17 protein-coding genes are annotated in these 17831 nt (G+C 64.4%); 11 read left to right on the top strand and 6 right to left on the bottom strand.

Annotation, left to right across the window (positions count from 1 at the left end; translation table 11 throughout):
• The first annotated feature begins 119 nt into the window (after positions 1 to 119).
• Entirely contained in the window at positions 120 to 860 is a 741-nt protein-coding gene (locus QCE62_RS21010) for a DUF2278 family protein (protein ID WP_309922718.1), read from the top strand.
• Here QCE62_RS21010 and QCE62_RS21005 read toward each other — a convergent pair whose 3' ends face one another.
• Positions 861 to 1805, bottom strand: a complete 945-nt coding sequence (locus tag QCE62_RS21005) for a cysteine synthase family protein (RefSeq protein ID WP_309922715.1) — start codon at positions 1803 to 1805, stop codon at positions 861 to 863.
• Positions 1806 to 1910: 105 nt separating this feature from the next.
• Here QCE62_RS21005 and QCE62_RS21000 point away from each other — a divergent pair, with 105 nt between their 5' ends.
• Positions 1911 to 2873, top strand: coding sequence for a helix-turn-helix domain-containing protein (locus QCE62_RS21000; protein ID WP_309922713.1), 963 nt, complete (start codon positions 1911 to 1913; stop codon positions 2871 to 2873).
• A 34-nt stretch (positions 2874 to 2907) separates the two neighbouring features.
• Here QCE62_RS21000 and QCE62_RS20995 read toward each other — a convergent pair whose 3' ends face one another.
• Genes QCE62_RS20995 through QCE62_RS20975 form a run of 5 tightly spaced genes read right to left on the bottom strand, consistent with a single transcriptional unit; the run spans position 2908 to position 8091 of the window.
• Positions 2908 to 4158, bottom strand: coding sequence for an MFS transporter (locus tag QCE62_RS20995; protein WP_309922710.1), 1251 nt, complete (start codon positions 4156 to 4158; stop codon positions 2908 to 2910).
• Positions 4159 to 4180: 22 nt separating this feature from the next.
• On the bottom strand, positions 4181 to 5137 hold the full coding sequence (locus QCE62_RS20990; protein ID WP_309922707.1) for an N-carbamoyl-D-amino-acid hydrolase: 957 nt from the start codon (positions 5135 to 5137) through the stop codon (positions 4181 to 4183).
• 29 nt (positions 5138 to 5166) lie between these two features.
• Entirely contained in the window at positions 5167 to 6666 is a 1500-nt protein-coding gene (gene hydA / locus QCE62_RS20985; RefSeq protein ID WP_309922703.1) for a dihydropyrimidinase, read from the bottom strand.
• A gap of 22 nt (positions 6667 to 6688) precedes the next feature.
• On the bottom strand, positions 6689 to 7429 hold the full coding sequence (locus tag QCE62_RS20980; protein WP_309922700.1) for an amino acid racemase: 741 nt from the start codon (positions 7427 to 7429) through the stop codon (positions 6689 to 6691).
• On the bottom strand, positions 7426 to 8091 hold the full coding sequence (locus QCE62_RS20975; RefSeq protein WP_309922697.1) for an aspartate/glutamate racemase family protein: 666 nt from the start codon (positions 8089 to 8091) through the stop codon (positions 7426 to 7428). Before QCE62_RS20975 ends, QCE62_RS20980 begins: the two co-directional genes overlap by 4 nt.
• Positions 8092 to 8256: 165 nt before the next feature.
• Here QCE62_RS20975 and QCE62_RS20970 point away from each other — a divergent pair, with 165 nt between their 5' ends.
• The 9 genes from QCE62_RS20970 (at position 8257) to QCE62_RS20930 (ending at position 17715) form a co-directional block, all read left to right on the top strand.
• Positions 8257 to 9207, top strand: coding sequence for a LysR substrate-binding domain-containing protein (locus QCE62_RS20970; protein ID WP_309922693.1), 951 nt, complete (start codon positions 8257 to 8259; stop codon positions 9205 to 9207).
• 95 nt (positions 9208 to 9302) lie between these two features.
• Positions 9303 to 9965 carry a GntR family transcriptional regulator gene (locus QCE62_RS20965; RefSeq protein ID WP_309815137.1) on the top strand — a complete coding sequence of 221 codons (663 nt, stop codon included), beginning with the start codon at positions 9303 to 9305 and terminating at the stop codon, positions 9963 to 9965.
• A gap of 147 nt (positions 9966 to 10112) precedes the next feature.
• Positions 10113 to 11444, top strand: coding sequence for an argininosuccinate synthase (gene argG / locus QCE62_RS20960; protein ID WP_309922691.1), 1332 nt, complete (start codon positions 10113 to 10115; stop codon positions 11442 to 11444).
• Positions 11445 to 11656: 212 nt separating this feature from the next.
• A complete protein-coding gene (locus QCE62_RS20955; RefSeq protein ID WP_309922688.1) occupies positions 11657 to 13990 on the top strand; it encodes an ATP-binding protein in 2334 nt (777 codons plus the stop codon).
• 9 nt (positions 13991 to 13999) lie between these two features.
• The gene (locus QCE62_RS20950) at positions 14000 to 14734 is read left to right on the top strand and encodes a methyl-accepting chemotaxis protein (RefSeq protein WP_404987417.1); all 735 of its coding nucleotides are present in this window, start codon (positions 14000 to 14002) and stop codon (positions 14732 to 14734) included.
• Positions 14731 to 15267 carry a hypothetical protein gene (locus QCE62_RS20945; RefSeq protein ID WP_309922685.1) on the top strand — a complete coding sequence of 179 codons (537 nt, stop codon included), beginning with the start codon at positions 14731 to 14733 and terminating at the stop codon, positions 15265 to 15267. Before QCE62_RS20950 ends, QCE62_RS20945 begins: the two co-directional genes overlap by 4 nt.
• A 58-nt stretch (positions 15268 to 15325) precedes the next feature.
• Entirely contained in the window at positions 15326 to 15691 is a 366-nt protein-coding gene (locus QCE62_RS20940) for a response regulator (protein WP_309922682.1), read from the top strand.
• 84 nt (positions 15692 to 15775) lie between these two features.
• The gene (locus tag QCE62_RS20935; protein WP_309922680.1) at positions 15776 to 16633 is read left to right on the top strand and encodes a LysR family transcriptional regulator; all 858 of its coding nucleotides are present in this window, start codon (positions 15776 to 15778) and stop codon (positions 16631 to 16633) included.
• 197 nt (positions 16634 to 16830) lie between these two features.
• On the top strand, positions 16831 to 17715 hold the full coding sequence (locus tag QCE62_RS20930) for an alpha/beta hydrolase (protein ID WP_309922678.1): 885 nt from the start codon (positions 16831 to 16833) through the stop codon (positions 17713 to 17715).
• The last annotated feature ends 116 nt before the right edge of the window (positions 17716 to 17831 follow it).

Here is a 17831-nt window from a genome sequence, read left to right as displayed (position 1 = left end):
ACATTATTGTCATCGGCATGACCGTGCCGTGACACTGCACGAGTTCATCCGTGCATCGAACGGAACGCTGTCATACGCGCGCGCTCCAATGAAAGCGGACCACTTCAGGAGTCATGCTCATGGCACGCAACGAATACGTTCTCTTCAAGGGCAAGGTCACGCTCGGCGTTCCCTTTCTGCAGGGTTACAAAGGCGATCCGCATTATGTGATCGTCAGCGAGGATCAGGAGGGCAATGAGTTCCGCATCGTCACCAACGTGAAGTCGGACAGCACGCTGACCGGCCCCGAAGGTTACTTCGTGCTGTATCAGTGGAATCAGTATTTCGAGCATCCGATGACCGCGGATCTCGAGAAGGTCGCGGCAGGCGTGTCCACGTCGAACTTCCCGAAGCTGGACTACGTGCACGATACGAAACTCGTCGACCTGAGTGCGATGCGACCCATCGCGCTCGACGAGGAAGGCGAGCACAACGACATCAACGAGTTGCTCAACGAGATGTTGCAGCTCGACATGTCGGGCGACGGCGTGCCCTATGTGTATCCGACGCCGACGTATAAAGACAACCGGCGCGGCTGGAAGCCGACGAAGGACGTCACGGTGTACGGCTTCGGCTTCCTGTTCGAACCGGACAAGGACGGCCTTCACGAAACGCACATGAACCAGGGCAATCCGAAGCCCGCGAAAGGCAGCAAGGTCAGGGACCACTCGAACGAGAACGGCGTCTTCCAGGACGGCGCCGTGATGGTGGAAGTGGACGGCAAGTTCCAGGCGTTGTTCGTCGCGTTCCAGACGCAGCTCGTGCCCACCGACAATCGCGGCTACCCGATCCCCGGCACATCGCATCCGATCCTGGGCTAGCTAAGCGGCATCCAGGGTTCGCGCGTAGGACTTCAGGTACTTCATGCCGGTATCGCACATGATGGTGACGATGTGCGCATCCGGCCCGAGACGCTCGGCCACGCGCAAGGCCGCCGTGACGTTCGCGCCGGTCGAGGTGCCGCAGAACAGCCCTTCCTCGGCGGCGAGGCGAAAGGCCATGGCGCGGGCGTCATCGGTGGAGACGCGTTCGAGTTCGTCCGCGATGCCGTCATGCCACAGCGGCACGACATAACCCGCGCCAATGCCGTCGATCTTGTGCGCGCCGCTCGGGCCGCCCGACAGCACGGCGGACTCCGCCGGCTCTACGCCAACCACGCGCACGCGGGCGTCATGGCCGCGCAAGGTCGCCGAGATGCCGCGCAGTGAGGCGGACGTGCCCACGCTCTGCACGAAGGCGTCGATGCGGCCTTCTGTCTGCCGCCAGATTTCGTCGCCCATCTTCGTGTACGCGTGAAGCTGGTCCGTATTCTCCATCTGCGCAGTGATGTACGCGCCGGTTCCTTCCGCGATGCGATGCGCCTCGCGGATCATGTCGCGCGTGAGCTTCTCCGTCTGCTTGCCGTTTTCGCTCGGGACGATGGTCAGCCGCGCGCCGAGCAGCCGCATGTGATCGAGCTTCTCCTTCGAAAACGCGTCCGAGCTTACGAGATGCAGCGGATGTTGTTTCACCGCGCACACCAGCGCGAGCGACACGCCGGTGCTGCCGCCGGTGTATTCGACCACCGCGCCGCCGGGCTTCAGACGGCCGTCGCGCTCGGGCGCGTCGATCATCGCCAGCGCGATGCGGTCCTTCATGCTGCCGGTCGGATTCTGGCTTTCCAGTTTCAGCGAAATGCGCGCGCCATTGGACGGCACGACGCGGCGCAGCGTCAGCAGCGCGGTGTTGCCGATGGTGTCGAGAACGGAAAGCGGAGCGAGGTTCATGTGCGTGCCGGGGTCGGTGAGATCGAGCTGGAATACTTCGCAGTCTAGACGTCCGGGCACGCGCGGAATATAGTCGCAAATGACATTATCGACATCATTTGCGACATGCGACTTTCCATCCTGGCGCTCGATGGCGTGTTCGATACCGGACTGGCCGCGCTGCTGGACACGCTCGGCACGGCCAACGAGCTGGCCGCTGCGCAGGGCAGCACGGCTGCTCCATTCGAGTTCAACCTGGTCGGCGTGCGGCGGCGCGTGCGCACGGCGCTGGGCTTTTCGACACAGCCCGAACCGGTCGCCGAAGTGCGCCAGCCGGACTGGGTCGTGCTGCCCGCGCTCAACGCCAAGCAGCCCGAGCCGCTGCTCGCCGCACTGGCGCGCCCTGACGTGCGCGAAGCGATCGGCCATCTGCGCGGCTGGCATGCGCAAGGCATCGGCGTTGCCGCAGCGTGTACCGGCACCTTCGTGCTCGCGGAGGCGGGCTTGCTGGATCACGGCTTGGCCACGACGACCTGGTCGCTCGCGCCCGCGTTCCGGCAGCGCTTTCCGGCAGTCGATCTGGACGATTCGCGCATGGTGGTCGCGTCGCGGCGCGTCGTGACGGCCGGTTCCGCGATGGGTCATCTCGACCTCGCGCTGTGGCTCGTGCGGCAGGCCAGTCCCGAACTGGCCACGATGGTCGCGCGTTTCCTGCTGATCGACCAGCGCGCGTCGCAGGCGCATTACATCGTGCCGGATTACGTCGCGCACGCGGACCCGCTGATCGCGCGTTTCGAACGCTGGTCGCGCGAGCACCTTTCGGCGGGCTTCTCGCTCAATGACGCGGCGAGCGCGCTGTGCGTCGGGCCGCGCACCTTGCAGCGGCGCACGGAGGCGGTGCTCGGCAAGTCGCCGCTGGCGTTCTTTCAGGATTTGCGGATCGAGCGCGCGCGGCAGCTCGTGTCGGCGGGATGCGATCTGGAGAAGATCGCGAGCGAGGTGGGGTATGCGGATTCCGCGACCCTGCGCACCTTGCTGCGCCGCAAGCTCGGACACGGCGTAAGGGAGATGCGCGCGGATCGGCGCTGAAGGCGCGCATGGCGGCGCGCCTCCAGGCGTTACATCATTCGAGCTCGACGCCCTTCAGCTCGGGAATGAGCGTGAGAGTCGCGATGACATCGACGATATAGATGCACGCCAGCGCGGCGATCGCGATGCCGAACGAGTAGTAGCTCGCCACCGCGCCGATCGCCAGCGGTCCGAAGCCGCCCACGGCCCGCCCGATGCTCCACAGCACGTTCTGCGCGGTGCCGCGTGCATGCGTCGGATAGAGCTCGGCCATCAGTGCGCCGTAGCCGCCCATCATGCCGTTCACGAAGATGCCCACCACCATGCCGCCGATCAGCAGCGCCTCCGGCGTGGTCATGCGCGAGTAGATGAACACCATCACGAGCGCGCCGATCTGGTACATGACGAAGGTCGGCTTGCGGCCGATCTTGTCCGCCAGCTGCCCGAAGATCCAGATGCCGACGAGCATGCCGAGGATCGACGCCGCCGTCCACGTCGCCGACTTCGCGAGCGTGAAGCCGAAGGCCTTCGTCAGATAGCCGGGCATCCAGATGATGAGGCCGTAGTAGCCGAAGTTCTGCACCGAGCACATGATGATCATGCCGATGCTGCGGCGCGTGGTCTCGCGGTCGCGGAACAGCGTCTTGAGCGGGAACTCGTGGCGCTTGCGGGCGGCCTTCTCGATGAAGATCTCGGACTCGCCAATCGCCTTGCGGATCACGAAGGACAGCACGGCGGGCGCGAGGCCGACGAGAAACATGCCGCGCCAGCCGATATGCGGCAGCAGGATCGGCGTCACGATGGCGGCGATCAGCACGCCGATCTGCCAGCCCATGCCCACGTACGACGAGACGCGGCCGCGCTTTTCAGCCGGCCAGGCTTCGATGGCGAGCGCCATGCCGATGCCGAACTCGCCGCCCAGCCCGAGGCCCGCGATGAAGCGGTACGCGAGCAGGTCGTGATAGCCCTGCGCGAATGCGCACAGCCCGGTGAACACGGCGAACAGCAGGATCGTGTAGGTCAGCACGCGCACGCGGCCGAGATAGTCGCTCAGAATGCCGAAGCCGATGCCGCCCGCGACGCCGCCGACCAGCGTCCACGTCACGAGCGAGCCGGCCTGCGCCGAGGTGAGGCCGAGGTCCGCCGAAATCAGGCTCAGCATGAAGCCGAGGATCAGCAGGTCGAAGCCGTCCATCGCGTAGCCGGAAATGGACGCGACCAGCGCGCGGATGTGCGGCGGCCCGAAGATCGACTTCGGCGGGGCGCTGCGCGCGCCCTCGGCCGTGTGGTCGAGAGGTTGGTTCATGAGTGGTCTCCTCGTGGACGCATCAGTTGATTGCGTCGGGATCGTGCGGCAGCGGCTCGCCTGCGCCGGTGCGCTCGACGATCAGCCCGTAGTGTTCCGGCCGGCGATGCTTCGCGAAGTTGAAGACGTGTTCGCGGAAGGTGTCGCCGAGTGCGAGATCGATGTTCGCGAAGATCACTTCGTCTTCCTCGCTCACGCTCTGCGCGGCAATCTCGCCCGACGGCGCGACGATCACCGAGCCGCCGATCATGTGGAAGCCGTCTTCCTTCCCGCACTTCGCGGCGGCGCCGATCCACATCGCGTTCTGATAGGCGCTCGCCTGCAGCGAGACAAGATGCGTGTGCATGCGCAGATGCACCGGCTCCGGCCAGTGGATGTTCAGCGACGGCGTGTTGTAGCCGAGCACGCCGAGTTCCGCGCCTTGCAGCGACATCGCGCGCCAGGTTTCCGGCCAGCGGCGGTCGTTGCAGATGCACATGCCGAGCTTCGCGCCCATCGTCTCGACCACCGGGAAGCCCGTGTTGCCCACTTCGAAGAACTTCTTCTCCAGATGCTGGAAGGGGGCGTCCGGCTTGTGATCCGAATGGCCCGGCAGGTGCGTCTTGCGATACTTCGACACGATCTTGCCGTTGTCATCGACGATGATCGCCGTGTTGAAGCACTCGCCCTTCGCGGTCAGTTCCGCATAGCCGAGATAGAAGCCGATGCCTGCGTTGCGCGCGGCGTCGAAGAGCGGTTGCACGTCCGGGTTCGGCATCGAGCGCTCGAAGAAGCGTTCGATGGCCGCTTCCTCGCTCATCCAGTAGCGCGGGAAGAACGTGGTCAGCGCCAGTTCCGGGAACACGACGAACTTCGCGCTGCGGGCCCTGGCCTCGTTCAGCATCTCGACCAGGCGCTTGACGACGGCCTGATGGTCGTCGGCGAGATGGACCGGGCCCATTTGCGCGACCGCGAGACCGATTTTGCGTGACTTGCTCATGACTTCCTGTTTCCTTGTGTGATGCGGTTTCAGTGCTTGTCGGTGTAGCCGAAGCCGGCGTGGCCTTCGGCGTTGCCGTCGGCGAGTGCGCGGAAGAACTGGCCGCGCGCCGAGACTTCCCGTTCGTTCTGGAAGGGCAGCGGCGTCGAGCGCGGAACAAAGCGGCCGCTGCCGGGCTGTGCATGCAGCACGCCGGCATCGACGATCACGCGTCCCGCGCTGATCACGGTGCGCGGCCAGCCGGTCACCGTCATGCCTTCATACGGCGTGTAGCCAACGCGGTCATGCAGCGCCGGGGCCGTCAGCGTGACTTGATGCTGCGGGTCCCACACGGCGATGTCCGCGTCCGCGCCCGCCTGCACGAGGCCCTTGCGCGGCGCGATGCCGTACATGCGCGCGTGATTCGTCGCGCTCAATGCGACGAACTCGGGCAGCGTCATGCGGCCCTTGACGAAGCCTTCCGAGAACAGCAGCGGCAGGCGCGCTTCCAGGCCGGGCATGCCGTTGGCCATCTGCTTGAAGGTGGTGGCGTCGCCGTGCGGCAGCTTGCCGGTTTCATCGAAACGATACGGCGCGTGATCCGACGACACGGTTTGCAGCACGCCGTCCTTCAACGCCGTCCACAGCGCTTCCTGTGCGTCTGCGTCGCGCAGCGGCGGGCTGCAGCAATACTTCGCGCCTTCCACGCCGGGCAGGTCCATCGCGTCTTCGGTCAGCAGCAGGTAGTGCGGACAGGTTTCGCCGTACACCTGCGCGCCCATGCGCCGCGCCGCGCCGATGGTCGCGAGTGCGTCGCGCGCGGACACGTGCACGATCAGCACGGGCACGTCGAACAGCTTCGAGAGCTGGATCACGCGGTTCGTCGCTTCGGCCTCGGCCAGCGCCACGTGGCTCGTCGCGTGATATTTCGGCGCGCTGCGGCCGTTTTCCAGCAGCTTCTGCGAGACCCAGCGGATCACGTCGTTGTTCTCGGCGTGCACCATCACGAGCGCGCGTTCGCGGGCGGCGAGCGCGAGCACGTCGAGCATCTGATAGTCGTCGATCTTGAGCTGCTCATAGGTCATGTAGACCTTGAACGACGTGATGCCCTTGCGGATCTGCTCGACGAGATCTTCCTGCAGCGTCTTCTTGTCCGTCTCGGAGACGATCAGGTGATAGCTCCAGTCGATGACCGACTTCGCCGTTGCGAGCGCCGCGTACTCTTCCGCCACCTGCTTGAGCGAATGTCCGCGATGCTGCGCGGCGAAGGGCACGATCATCGTCGTGCCGCCGAACGCCGCGCCGACGCTTGCGGAGTACCAGTCGTCGGCGCCCATGATGCCCATGCCCGAGCGCTGCTCGACGTGGCAATGCGTATCGATGCCGCCCGGAAGCACGTACTTGCCGGTGGCGTCGATGTCGCGCTTGCCGGCGGGCAGGCCGCGCGCCACTTCGACGATCCGGTCGCCGACAATGCCGACATCCGCCTCGAAAACCGCTTCGTCGGAGGCGACGCGGCCGTTGCGTATCGTGAGATCAAACTGCTGCATGAACTGTCATCCGCTTGAAAATTCAGGGTTGCGCGGCAAGTTGCGCGCTGTCCGCGCGCGCCGCGAGCCACCAGTCGACGCAGGCGCGCGCGAGCGCGTCGGTCGGGTCGATCGCATGATAGGCGGCGCCGGCCAGCGCCACCGGGATTTCCGTGCAGGCGAGCAGCAGCGCATCGGCGCCGCGCGTGACCAGCGCGTCCGCCGCAGCGGACAAGAGCGCGCGGGCGTCGTCGAGCCGGCCGGCCTTCACTGCCGCAATGCCCGCCGATACATACATCGCCTGCATCGCCTCGTCCGGTTCAATGGCATCGATGCCGCGCGCCGCCAACTGATCGTGATAGATGCGCGCCTTGAGCGTCGCGGCCGTCGCCAGGATGCCCACGCGGCGCGCCCGCGGATAGCGGCGCGTCAGCGCAGCCAGCGCCGCTTCGCCGATATGCAGCACAGGCAGCGTGCTCGCTTCCGTCAGCCGCTGATGCCACACGTGCGCGGTATTGCACGGAATCGCGATCGCCGCGCAGCCCGCGCGTTCCAGCGTGCGCAGGCCGTCGAGCAGATGTGGCCAGGGCGCGTCCGAACCGGCGAGGAACGCCGTGCTGCGGTCGGGCACTTGCGGCACGTTGTGGACGATGACCGGCATGTGTTCCTGATCGGACGCGGCGGGCGTCGCCTGGATCAGCTTGACGAGGAAATCCGCCGTGGCGAGCGGGCCCATGCCGCCGAGCACGCCCAGTCGCGGCAGCGGCGCTGCGATGTCATTCATGCGTCACCCCGCTCGCGGCACACCGCGAAGGCCAGAGCGGCGGCGCTCGAACACGGATCGATCACCGGCACGCCGAGCGCCGCTTCGAGTCCGGCGCGCAAGGGCGTCATGCCGGCGCAGCCGAGCACGATGGCGTCCGCGCCGTCCGTTTCGCATAGGGCACGGCCGGTCGCGATCAGCTTGTCGAGCGCCAGTGCACGGTTGCCCGATTCCTCGACGCTCAGTCCGACCGCACGTTCGCCCGCCACCGCCGCACCGATGCGGGCAGCATGATACGCCCGCCAGTGGCGCGGCATGCCGCGCGTGCTGGCCGCGATCACGCCGACGCGCGAGCCGAGTGAAAGCGCGCTCGCCATGGCCGCCGCACCGATGCCGATCACCGGCCGGCGCGTGATTTCGCGGGCGGCGTGCAGGCCCGGATCGCTGAAGCAGGCGATGACGAAAGCCGCCGCGTGCGCGTCGTGCTGCTCGACGAAATTCGCGACCGCGACGGCCGCGCGGTCCGCATCCCGCTGGGTCACGATGCCGCCCGGCACGGCGTGCAGCGTGTCGAACGCGACGGGCGCGTCGTCGCCGGCGCGCAGGGCGCGGACGGTCCGCTCGATGTCGCGCGTGACGTCGGCGAGACCATTCGGATTCAGGAAATAGATGGGAGCTGACATGACTCGGCGCCAAGAAAACGTGAATAGACCAACTTGATTCGCACGATATCAACGGGGCTCCGCGCTGTGAAATAGTCCAAATTTGGTATCCCATAGACGCAATGCATGGCTGCGTGGCGGGCGCGTTAAACTGCCGGGCCAACGCCACGCCGATGCTCACGAGAAATGAACTACGACGACGCCTCTCCCCATTCCCGCACGATGAGCATGCGTCAGATCGAGGTCTTCCGCGCGATCATGATGACCGGCTCCATCAGCGAGGCGGCGCGCTCGCTGTACGTGGCGCAGCCGTCGGTGAGCCGTGTGCTGCAAGTGACCGAGCGACGGCTCGGCTTCCTGCTGTTCGAGCGCACGCGCGGACGCCTGTATCCGACGCCGGAAGCCAAGCGCATCTTCGAAGAGGTGATGCGCGCGTATGAAGGCATCGAACGGGTGGACGATCTCGTGCGCGCGCTCTCGGACGGTTCGAGCGGCAAGCTCAACGTCGTATGCAGCCCGAGTCTGGGCGTGCATCTGGTCCCGCTCGCCATCGCGCGCTTTCATGCCGAGTTCCGCAAACTGCCCGTTTCGTTCGAGCCGCTCACCCACAATCACCTCGTGCCGCGCGTGCTGTTCGGCAAGGGCACGATCGGCGTGTCGATGTTCGAGGTTCAGCATCCGAACATCGTCACCGTGCCGATGGAAAGCGGCCAGGTGCTGTGCGTCGCGCGCAAGGGCACGCTCGGGAAGCGGCGCGCGCTCGAGCCGAAGCAGATCGCGGCGCTGCCGTGGATCGACTATGAACACGACACGCCGCTCGGGCGCATTGTCGGCACGGTCTTCAGCGACGAGCGCAGGCCGGAGCCGGTCGTGCGCGTGCGCTCGGCCATCAGCGCCTGCACGCTCGCCAGGGAAGGCGTGGGCGTGGCGATCGTGGATCCGTTCTGTATCGACGACGCCATGCGCGACGCGCTCGATGTCGTGCCCCTGCGCGCGGAGGGCTCGCACCGGCTGACGGCGAGCCTCGTGTATTCGCATGTCGAGCCGCTCTCGAACGCGGCGCGGCGCTTCGTCGAGATCCTGGACGCGGTGCTGAAGCAGCACCTGGCGCCGCGCCGCGCGCCGAAATCCGGCTGAAGCCCGCCCGAGGCATCTTCACGGACGGCTCGGGCACCGTTTCATGCGACAATCTAGCCCGCAAGAAATACAGGCAATGGGTTCTGGAGATACACATGACCACCCGAGCGGACGAGATTTTGACGACGCTTGAGCGCGAAATCCTGTCGGGGCAACTGCCGCCCGGGTCGCGGCTGGAAGAAACAGAGCTTTCCGAGCGATTCGAATGTTCCCGCACGCCGATCCGCGAGGCGCTGCGGCAACTGGCGTCGGAAGCGCTGATCACGATGCGGCCGCGCCAGCCCGCGATGGTGGCGGCGCTCTCGGCCCGCAAGCTGCTCGAAATGTTCCAGGTCATGGCCGAACTCGAAGGCCTGTGCGCGCGCCTCGCCGCGCGCCGGGCAACGCCGCAGCAGATCCAGCGCCTGCGCGACACGCAAGCGGAACTGCGCGAGACGCTCGATTCGAACCACGTCGATGCGTTCTACGAGATCAACCGGCGCTTCCACGAGATCGTCTACGAGGCGAGCCAGAACGAGTTTCTCGCCGACCAGACGCGCGGCCTGCGCAACCGGGTGTCGATCTACCGCAAGATGGTCACGCAGAAGGTGCGCCGGCGGCTCGATACCGTCGATGAGCACGAGCAGGTGATCGGCGCCATCGAACGCGGTGACGGCGATGCCGCCGACAAAGCCATGTCCGCGCACGTCAATCTGCTGGGCGAACAGATGCTGGATTTCATCGCGTTGTTTCCGGAGCCTGCCGAGCTGGCCGAATAGGGCGTCATTGAGGAACCGGCGGCACGAGGTAGTTTCTACCGACCGGTTCTCGAGCCATTTCCGGCAAACTTGTCATCTGTCGGTGCTTCGCCGATACTCGGCAGTCCGCCCACGTTTTCCTTTTGTCGATTTAGACGGTATTTGCTCATGAGCACAATTCTCGAAAGTGTCCCCGTTGGCCAGAAGGTCGGCATTGCATTCTCCGGCGGTCTCGATACCAGCGCCGCGCTTCACTGGATGAAGCAGAAAGGCGCCGTGCCGTACGCGTACACCGCGAATCTCGGCCAGCCCGACGAGGACGACTACGATTCGATCCCGCGCCGCGCGACCGAATATGGCGCCGCCGGTGCGCGCCTGATCGACTGCCGTGCACAACTGGTTTCCGAAGGCATCGCCGCGCTGCAAAGCGGCGCGTTCCACGTCTCGACGGCGGGCGTCACCTACTTCAACACCACGCCGCTCGGCCGCGCCGTGACGGGCACGATGCTGGTCGCCGCGATGAAGGAAGACGGCGTCAACATCTGGGGCGACGGCTCCACGTACAAGGGCAACGATATCGAGCGCTTCTACCGCTACGGTCTGCTCGTGAACCCGGATCTCAAGATCTACAAGCCGTGGCTGGATCAGCAGTTCATCGACGAACTCGGCGGCCGCTCCGAGATGTCGGAGTTCATGCGCCAGTCGGGCTTCGCGTACAAGATGTCGGCGGAGAAGGCCTATTCCACGGATTCGAACCTGCTCGGCGCCACGCACGAAGCGAAGGATCTGGAAAGCCTGGAAAGCGGCATCCGCATCGTCAACCCGATCATGGGCGTGGCGTTCTGGCGCGATGACGTGAAGGTGGACCGCGAGGAAGTCACCATTCGCTTCGAAGAAGGCCAGCCGGTCGCGCTGAATGGCAAGACCTTCCCGAATGCCGTGGAACTGCTGCTGGAAGCGAACCGCATCGGCGGCCGTCATGGTCTCGGCATGAGCGACCAGATCGAGAACCGCATCATCGAGGCGAAGAGCCGCGGCATCTATGAAGCGCCGGGACTAGCGCTGCTGTACATCGCGTATGAGCGGCTCGTGACGGGCATCCATAACGAAGACACCATCGAGCAGTATCGCGAGAATGGCCGCCGTCTCGGCCGTCTGCTGTATCAGGGCCGCTGGTTCGATCCGCAAGCCATCATGCTGCGCGAAACGGCGCAACGCTGGGTCGCGCGCGCAATCACCGGCGAAGTGACGGTGGAATTGCGTCGCGGTAACGACTACTCGCTGCTCAGCACGAGGTCCCCGAACCTCACGTATCAGCCGGAACGCCTCTCGATGGAAAAGGTTGCGTCGACCTTCTCGCCGCGTGACCGCATCGGCCAGTTGACGATGCGCAATCTCGACATCACCGACACGCGCGACAAGCTGCGCATCTACTCGCAGGTTGGCTTGCTGACGCCGGGCGAAGCCTCGGCGCTGCCGCAGCTGAAGAGCGAAGAGTAAGTTTTGCTGCCGCCGCAACGGCGGCAGCGGTAAGCGCAGACATACGGCCATCGGTCTTCGGACCGGTGGCCGTTTTTTTTTAGCCGATGCGCCGCGTGTCACGCACCTGTCACGCCCAGAACCAATAATCCCCGCGCCCGAACACATAAAAGTCAGACCAGACGGGCGGTCGCTACAAGCGGCCTGTATTGCAACGACACGGGGATTCACAGATGACCATCAGGCAGCGTATTGCCTTGCTCGTCGTGCTCATGCTTTTGGCACTGGCGGCAATCGGCGGCTATGCCGTCAAGCGGACTCACGGCAGCGCAAGCGAAGTGCATCAGGTGACGCAAGGTGTGGTGCCAAGCGCGCTCGCCTCCGCGGATCTCGCCGCGCAAGTCAAGGACGTACAGATCGCGACGATGACGCTGGTCTATGCACCGGACGCACAGATAGCCGCGCAGGCGCGCGAGCTGTTGACCGAACGCGAGCGCACCTTGAAAGCGGCGCTCGACGTGCAGGAGCGCGCCGCGCACAGCACCGCGCAAAAGGGCCTCGTCGTGCAGGCGCGCGAGAGCCTCGCGAACTACTTCGACGCCATCAAGCAAACCGAGCAGATGCAGGCAGAAGGCAAGAGCGCCTTCGCGCAGGCTTTCCTGTTCGCGAACGTCGCGCAGTACAAGGACGAGCTTCAGGGCATTGTCGAGACGCTGCGCATCGAGAAGAACCGCGAGAAGGACGCGGCCATCGGCACGCTGAACGACGCGCTCGCCACGACGAGCGTCATCATCGCCGCGGCCACGGGTATTGCCGTGCTGATTCTGGTGGGCATCAGCGTGCTGCTCTACCGGCAGATCTCGCTGCCGCTCAGCCGCATGCAGATCATGATGAGCGAGATTGCATCGAGTCAGGACTTCACGCGCCGCGTGCCGGTGGAACGCATGGACGAGATCGGCCATTCGATCGTCGCGTTCAACGGCATGATCGAGAAGATCCAGGAAAGCTCGCAGCAACTGAAGCAGCGCACCGCCGACATCCTGGCGATGTTGCAAAACATGCCGCAAGGCATTCTCACCGTGGTGCCGGGCGCGACGATCCATCCCGAGTATTCGGCGTTCCTCGAAGCAATCTTCGAGACGGATCAGCTTGCCGGCCTGCGCGTGATGGATACGGTGTTCGGCGCTACGGATCTTGGCAGCGATACGCTGGATCAGCAGGGCGCGGCCATCGATGCCTGTCTCGGCGAAGACATCATGAACTTCGACTTCAACCGGCATCTGCTCGCCGATGAGATCGTCAAGGACATGGGCGACGGCCGCAAGAAGGTGCTCGACCTGAGCTGGTCCGCCATCACGAACGAGGAAGGCGTGATCGTGCGCCTCATGCTGTGCGTGCGCGACGTCACCGAACTCAAGGCGCTGGCCGCCGAAGCCGGAGAGCAGCGGCGCAGGCTCGACATGATCGGCGAGGTGCTCGCCATCAGCCAGGAGAAGTTCGAGCGCTTCATGCAGAGCGCGGCGAGCTTCGTCGGCGAGAACGAGCGCATCATTCGCGAACACGACATTCCGAGCAAGGAAGCGGTCGCGCAACTGTTCCGCAACATGCATACGGTGAAGGGCAACGCGCGCACGTATAGCCTGCAGCATCTGACGAGCGTGGTGCACGACACCGAGCAGCGCTACGACGCGCTCCGCCAGGACAGCGGCGACACGCTCTGGATTCGCGACGAGCTGATCGCCGACCTGGAGCGCGTGCGCGCGGCGCTGCAAAGCTATGCGACGGTCAATGAAGTGAGCCTGGGACGCAAGACATCGGCGGGACAGGTCGGGATCGATCGCGAGTTCATCCAGAAGAACATCGAGCTGCTCGAAGCCGCCGATACCAACGACGCCGAGGCGCTCGCCGCCGTGCGCGCTTCGCTGCATCGCATGTTGCGGGTGCTCGATACGGAAAGCATCGGCGATGCGCTCGATGGGCCGATCGGCTCGCTGCCTTCGCTTGCGAAGGAACTCGGCAAGCCTGCGCCGCGCGTGAGCGTGACCGATCACGGCTGCCGTATCGGCGGCGAACTGGCGGGCCGTCTCGCCAATGTATTCACGCATCTTTTGCGCAACAGCATCGATCACGGCATCGAAACGGCGGAAGAACGGATGGCGCAAGGCAAGCCGGCGGCGGGCTCGATTCATGTCGATGCACGCATGCACGGCGATGATCTGCGCATCACGCTTGGCGACGATGGCCGCGGTCTTGCGCTGCACAAGATCCGCGAGCACGCGCTGCGGCGCGGCTGGCTGGATGCCGCGACGATTCCCGCCGACGAAGCCCTCGCCGAACTCGTGTTCCGCCCGGGATTCTCGACCGCGCAGAACGTGACGGAAGTGTCGGGACGCGGTGTCGGCATGGATGCGGTGCGGGCGTTCGTCGAGCGGGAAGGTGGCCGTATCGAGATGCAGTTCATTGATGAAGGTCACGGCGCTGCGTTTCGCGCCTTCCGGACGGTCGTGTGGCTGCCGGCGAGCGTGGTGATCAAGGAAGAAGCCGGCTTCGATGCCGTGATTGGATAACAGAAGGTGATGGTGATGGAGTACAAATGGATGGCGGCCTGCGTGGGCGTGATGTTCGTCGTGAGCGTGATGCTCTGGGCGCACAAGATGAGCAAGAGGCATCTGGGCATTCAGCTGCAACAGGACAGCGCGTTTCGCGAGCGGATCAGTGCGATCGAAAACGCCTGCCGCGATGAACTGGCGGCAAGCCGCAAGCGCATCGACGAACTGACGCAACAGGCGACTTCGCTGCAAGCCGCGCTCGACCGCGCGCATGCCGAACGCGACGACCTGCACGACACGCTGACGGCAGCACGAGCGCACGCGGGCGAGCGCCTGCAACAGGCGAGCCGTATCGCCGATGAAGCCGCGCGCCTCAGGGTGCTCACGCTCACGTTCGAGCGCTGGCACGAGCAGATGATCTCGCTGATGGCGCAGAACCGCGACATGCATTCGAAGAACCAGGAGCTTTCGGCAATCGTGCAGCACGTGCTGATCGTGTCGCTCAATGCGTCGATCGAGGCGGCGCGCGCGGGTTCGGCGGGACGCGGGTTCTCGATTGTCGCGAGTGAAGTGCGGTCGCTGGCTTCGCGGTCGCAGGAGTTGTCGAAGAGCTATCGCGACAGCCTGCTGCGCAACGACCTGACCACCGCCGCCACGTTCCAGGACATCCAGGCGGGCGGCAAGATGATCACGGCGTCGCTCGGCAGCGTGGAAATGCTCGCGGGCCGGTTCCGCACGGAGATGGAACAGGTGGCCGCATGATTTCGGAAGAGGCACGGCGCAGTATCGGGCAGATTGTGGAGCAGGCCGTGTGTGCGCGATTGCGCGCGCGAGACGATGCGCCGATGGAGATCACGGAAGCAGACGAGCAGCAGCATCGCGCGACGTTGCCGCAGCATGCATTGGTGTTGACGATCTCGTCACTCACGTTTCGCCTGCTCTTCGTGCTGCACTTCAGCGACGACGACGCCACCCGCGCCTGCTATCCCGGCCTGAATCGCGGGCACGCGCTGGCGGACGTGCTGATGGAGCACGTCAACCTGTGTTGCGGCTCGATCAACCAGCAACTGGTCGCGCATTTCCCGGATCTGGGCATGTCGACGCCGTTTGCGCTGAGCAGCCGCTGCATCGACTTCATCGAAGAGCTCAAGCCGGATCATGTCTGGCGCTATGCCCTGCGTCCGGGCGGCGAAGCGCATCTGGCGGTCACGGCGTGCGTCTGCGCGCAGGCGCCCGTGGACTTCGCGGCAAGCGCCATGGAGGAACAGAGCGAGGGCGAACTCGAACTGTTCTGAACACGCGCGGGACTGTGTCAATGGCAATGAAGCGCCTCGGGCGCAAGGAATGAGAAAGATGGCAAAGGTATTGGTAGTGGATGATTCGAGCACGGTACGCGATGAGGTGGCCGGCTTTCTGAAGAGCAGCGGACTGGATGTGGCGACTGCGGTGGACGGCAAGGACGGCCTGGCGAAACTGCGGGCGGATGCGGGCATCCGTTTGATCATCAGCGACGTGAACATGCCGAACATGGACGGCCTGACGATGGTCGAGAAGATTCGCGGTGAACTCGCGAACCAGACGGTCAACATCATCATGCTGACGACGGAAAGCAGCCCGGCCATGAAGGAGCGGGGCAAGGCGGCGGGCGTGAAGGGCTGGATCGTGAAGCCGTTCAAGGGCGATGCGGTGATCGCCACGTTCCGCAAGCTGGCTTCATAGCGAAGTGAAGCGGGCGGTGTGAGGGACCGCGCTTTCTGGGAGAATCGATTTCTTCTCTCTACGCGGCGTCACGTCACTCAGGCTATGGGTCCACAACTCGACATCGATCTGCTGCGCAACTTCGTCGCCATTGCCGAATCTGGCGTGATGAGCCGCGCGGCCGGCGAGGTCGGGCGCACGCAGGCCGCATTGAGCCAGCAGATCAAGCGGCTGGAACTGATCGTCGAGAAACCGCTGCTCGTACGCGGCGCGCGTGGTGTCACGCTGACCGTGCACGGCGAGCGACTGCTCGTGCATGCACGCAGGATTCTGCGTACGCACGATGACGCCGTGGCCGAACTCATCGGCGAAAGTTTGTCCGGATCGTTGCGGCTCGGTTGCCCCGAAGATTACTCGCAAGTCTTCGTCCCGCCGATTCTCCAGGGATTCGCGATGCAGCATCCGCAGGTGCTGATCGAAGTGGTCTGCGCGCCGACCGTGCGCCTGCTGCATCTGCTCGATCAGCATGACCTCGATCTGGCCATCGTCTCCGTGCCGGACAGTGCGCGCAGCGATCAATTCCTGCGCCGCGAATCGTTCGTGTGGGTCGGCAGCGGCGAAAGCGACGCGATGAATCACGACCCCTTGCAACTCGCGCTCTCCGAGCCGGGCACGCTGGATCATCAGGCGGCCATTACGAGTCTTGAGCGCATCGGCCGGAAATATCGTATTGCTTATGCAAGCGCCAGTCTCGCGGGACTGACAGCGGTGGTGCGTTCGGGACAGGCTATCGCGGTGCTCACGCAGCATGCCGTGCCGCCTGATCTCGTGACCTTGGCCGTATCGAACAGCCTGCCTGCATTGCCTTCCGTAGGCATTGTGGTGCAGCGGGGCCGTGGGCCTTCGTCCCGGTTGCTCGACCGCTTCGAAGGGCACGTCAAATCCGTATTGCCGCTGCTCTGACCCAGCGCGTCCGGGCAGCGCGTATGCCCGGTCATTCTTCTCCATCCCCGAATGGTGCCTTCTTGGTTTGAAGGATTCTGCCGTCGCAATCAATCCGGCAACATGGATTCAGTTGCGCTGCAGACATAACCCTGAGAGCCTCCATAGCATTCTGACGAATGCAGCGTTGTGATGTCCTTCCAACAGGAGATTCGATCATGACTTCGATTCCAGTCGTTCGCTACCAGTCCGAAAACATCGACGGCCTCAACGTGTTCTATCGCGAAGCCGGTCCGAAGGATGCGCCCGTGGTACTGCTGCTGCATGGCTTTCCCACTTCGTCGCATATGTTCCGCAACCTCATTCCGGTACTCGCCGGAACGTATCGCGTGATCGCGCCGGACTATCCCGGCTTTGGTCAAAGCGATGCGCCGGACCACAAGACCTTCAAGTACGGCTTCCAGGCCTTTGCCGATATCGTCGATACCTTGCTGGCGCGGCTTGGCGTCGAGCGCTTTGCCATGTATGTGATGGACTATGGCGCGCCGGTGGGTTATCGGCTCGCGCTGAAGAATCCGGCGCGTGTGACGGGCCTGATCGTGCAGAACGGCAATGCGTATGAAGAAGGACTGCGTGAGTTCTGGAATCCGATCAAGGCTTACTGGAACGACAACTCGGCGAAGAATCGCGAAGCGCTGCACGGTCTCGTGACGCTCGATATCACCAGGTTCCAGTACACCGACGGCGTCTCGGACGTGTCCCGTATCAGCCCCGACAACTGGGTTCACGATCAGGCTCTGCTCGACCGTCCGGGCAACCGCGACATCCAGATGGACCTGTTCCTCGACTATGGCACGAACGTGCCGCTCTATCCGCAGTTCCAGGCGTTCTTCCGTGAACACCGGCCGCCGACGATCATTGTCTGGGGCAAGAACGACAAGATCTTCCCGGAAGAAGGCGCGCATCCGTATCTGCGCGATCTGCCCGCTGCGGAAGTGCACATTCTGGACACGGGACACTTCGCGCTGGAAGACAAGCTCGATGAAATCGGTCCGCTGCTGCTCGGCTTTCTTGATCGCACGATTGGCGCGCAGAAGGCCTGATTGAACTGAGTCATTAGCGAGTCTGTGAGGGCAAATCAGGGTAATCCCTGATTTGCCCTTTATTTTTGTTCCCGTCACTGTAAACGGATGTTGTTGACGAAGTACATTTTCAACAT

This window comes from Caballeronia sp. LZ033, from assembly GCF_031451265.1.
Classification (GTDB): Bacteria; Pseudomonadota; Gammaproteobacteria; order Burkholderiales; family Burkholderiaceae; genus Caballeronia.
Note: the sequence above shows the minus strand (reverse complement) of the source record. Positions and strands in the feature narration are given on the sequence as shown.

Bases quoted from the DNA above. Each gene is read 5' to 3' on its own strand.
- QCE62_RS20945 (WP_309922685.1), top strand. From the start codon at position 14,731: ATGATTTCGGAAGAGGCACGGCGCAGTATCGGGCAGATTGTGGAGCAG.
- QCE62_RS20965 (WP_309815137.1), top strand. From the start codon at position 9,303: ATGACCACCCGAGCGGACGAGATTTTGACGACGCTTGAGCGCGAAATC.
- QCE62_RS21000 (WP_309922713.1), top strand. From the start codon at position 1,911: ATGCGACTTTCCATCCTGGCGCTCGATGGCGTGTTCGATACCGGACTG.
- QCE62_RS20950 (WP_404987417.1), top strand. From the start codon at position 14,000: ATGGTGATGGAGTACAAATGGATGGCGGCCTGCGTGGGCGTGATGTTC.
- QCE62_RS20995 (WP_309922710.1), bottom strand. From the start codon at position 4,158: ATGAACCAACCTCTCGACCACACGGCCGAGGGCGCGCGCAGCGCCCCG.
- QCE62_RS21005 (WP_309922715.1), bottom strand. From the start codon at position 1,805: ATGAACCTCGCTCCGCTTTCCGTTCTCGACACCATCGGCAACACCGCG.
- hydA (WP_309922703.1), bottom strand. From the start codon at position 6,666: ATGCAGCAGTTTGATCTCACGATACGCAACGGCCGCGTCGCCTCCGAC.
- QCE62_RS21010 (WP_309922718.1), top strand. From the start codon at position 120: ATGGCACGCAACGAATACGTTCTCTTCAAGGGCAAGGTCACGCTCGGC.
- QCE62_RS20975 (WP_309922697.1), bottom strand. From the start codon at position 8,091: ATGTCAGCTCCCATCTATTTCCTGAATCCGAATGGTCTCGCCGACGTC.
- QCE62_RS20955 (WP_309922688.1), top strand. From the start codon at position 11,657: ATGACCATCAGGCAGCGTATTGCCTTGCTCGTCGTGCTCATGCTTTTG.
- QCE62_RS20930 (WP_309922678.1), top strand. From the start codon at position 16,831: ATGACTTCGATTCCAGTCGTTCGCTACCAGTCCGAAAACATCGACGGC.
- QCE62_RS20940 (WP_309922682.1), top strand. From the start codon at position 15,326: ATGGCAAAGGTATTGGTAGTGGATGATTCGAGCACGGTACGCGATGAG.
- QCE62_RS20990 (WP_309922707.1), bottom strand. From the start codon at position 5,137: ATGAGCAAGTCACGCAAAATCGGTCTCGCGGTCGCGCAAATGGGCCCG.
- argG (WP_309922691.1), top strand. From the start codon at position 10,113: ATGAGCACAATTCTCGAAAGTGTCCCCGTTGGCCAGAAGGTCGGCATT.
- QCE62_RS20970 (WP_309922693.1), top strand. From the start codon at position 8,257: ATGAACTACGACGACGCCTCTCCCCATTCCCGCACGATGAGCATGCGT.
- QCE62_RS20935 (WP_309922680.1), top strand. From the start codon at position 15,776: ATGGGTCCACAACTCGACATCGATCTGCTGCGCAACTTCGTCGCCATT.
- QCE62_RS20980 (WP_309922700.1), bottom strand. From the start codon at position 7,429: ATGAATGACATCGCAGCGCCGCTGCCGCGACTGGGCGTGCTCGGCGGC.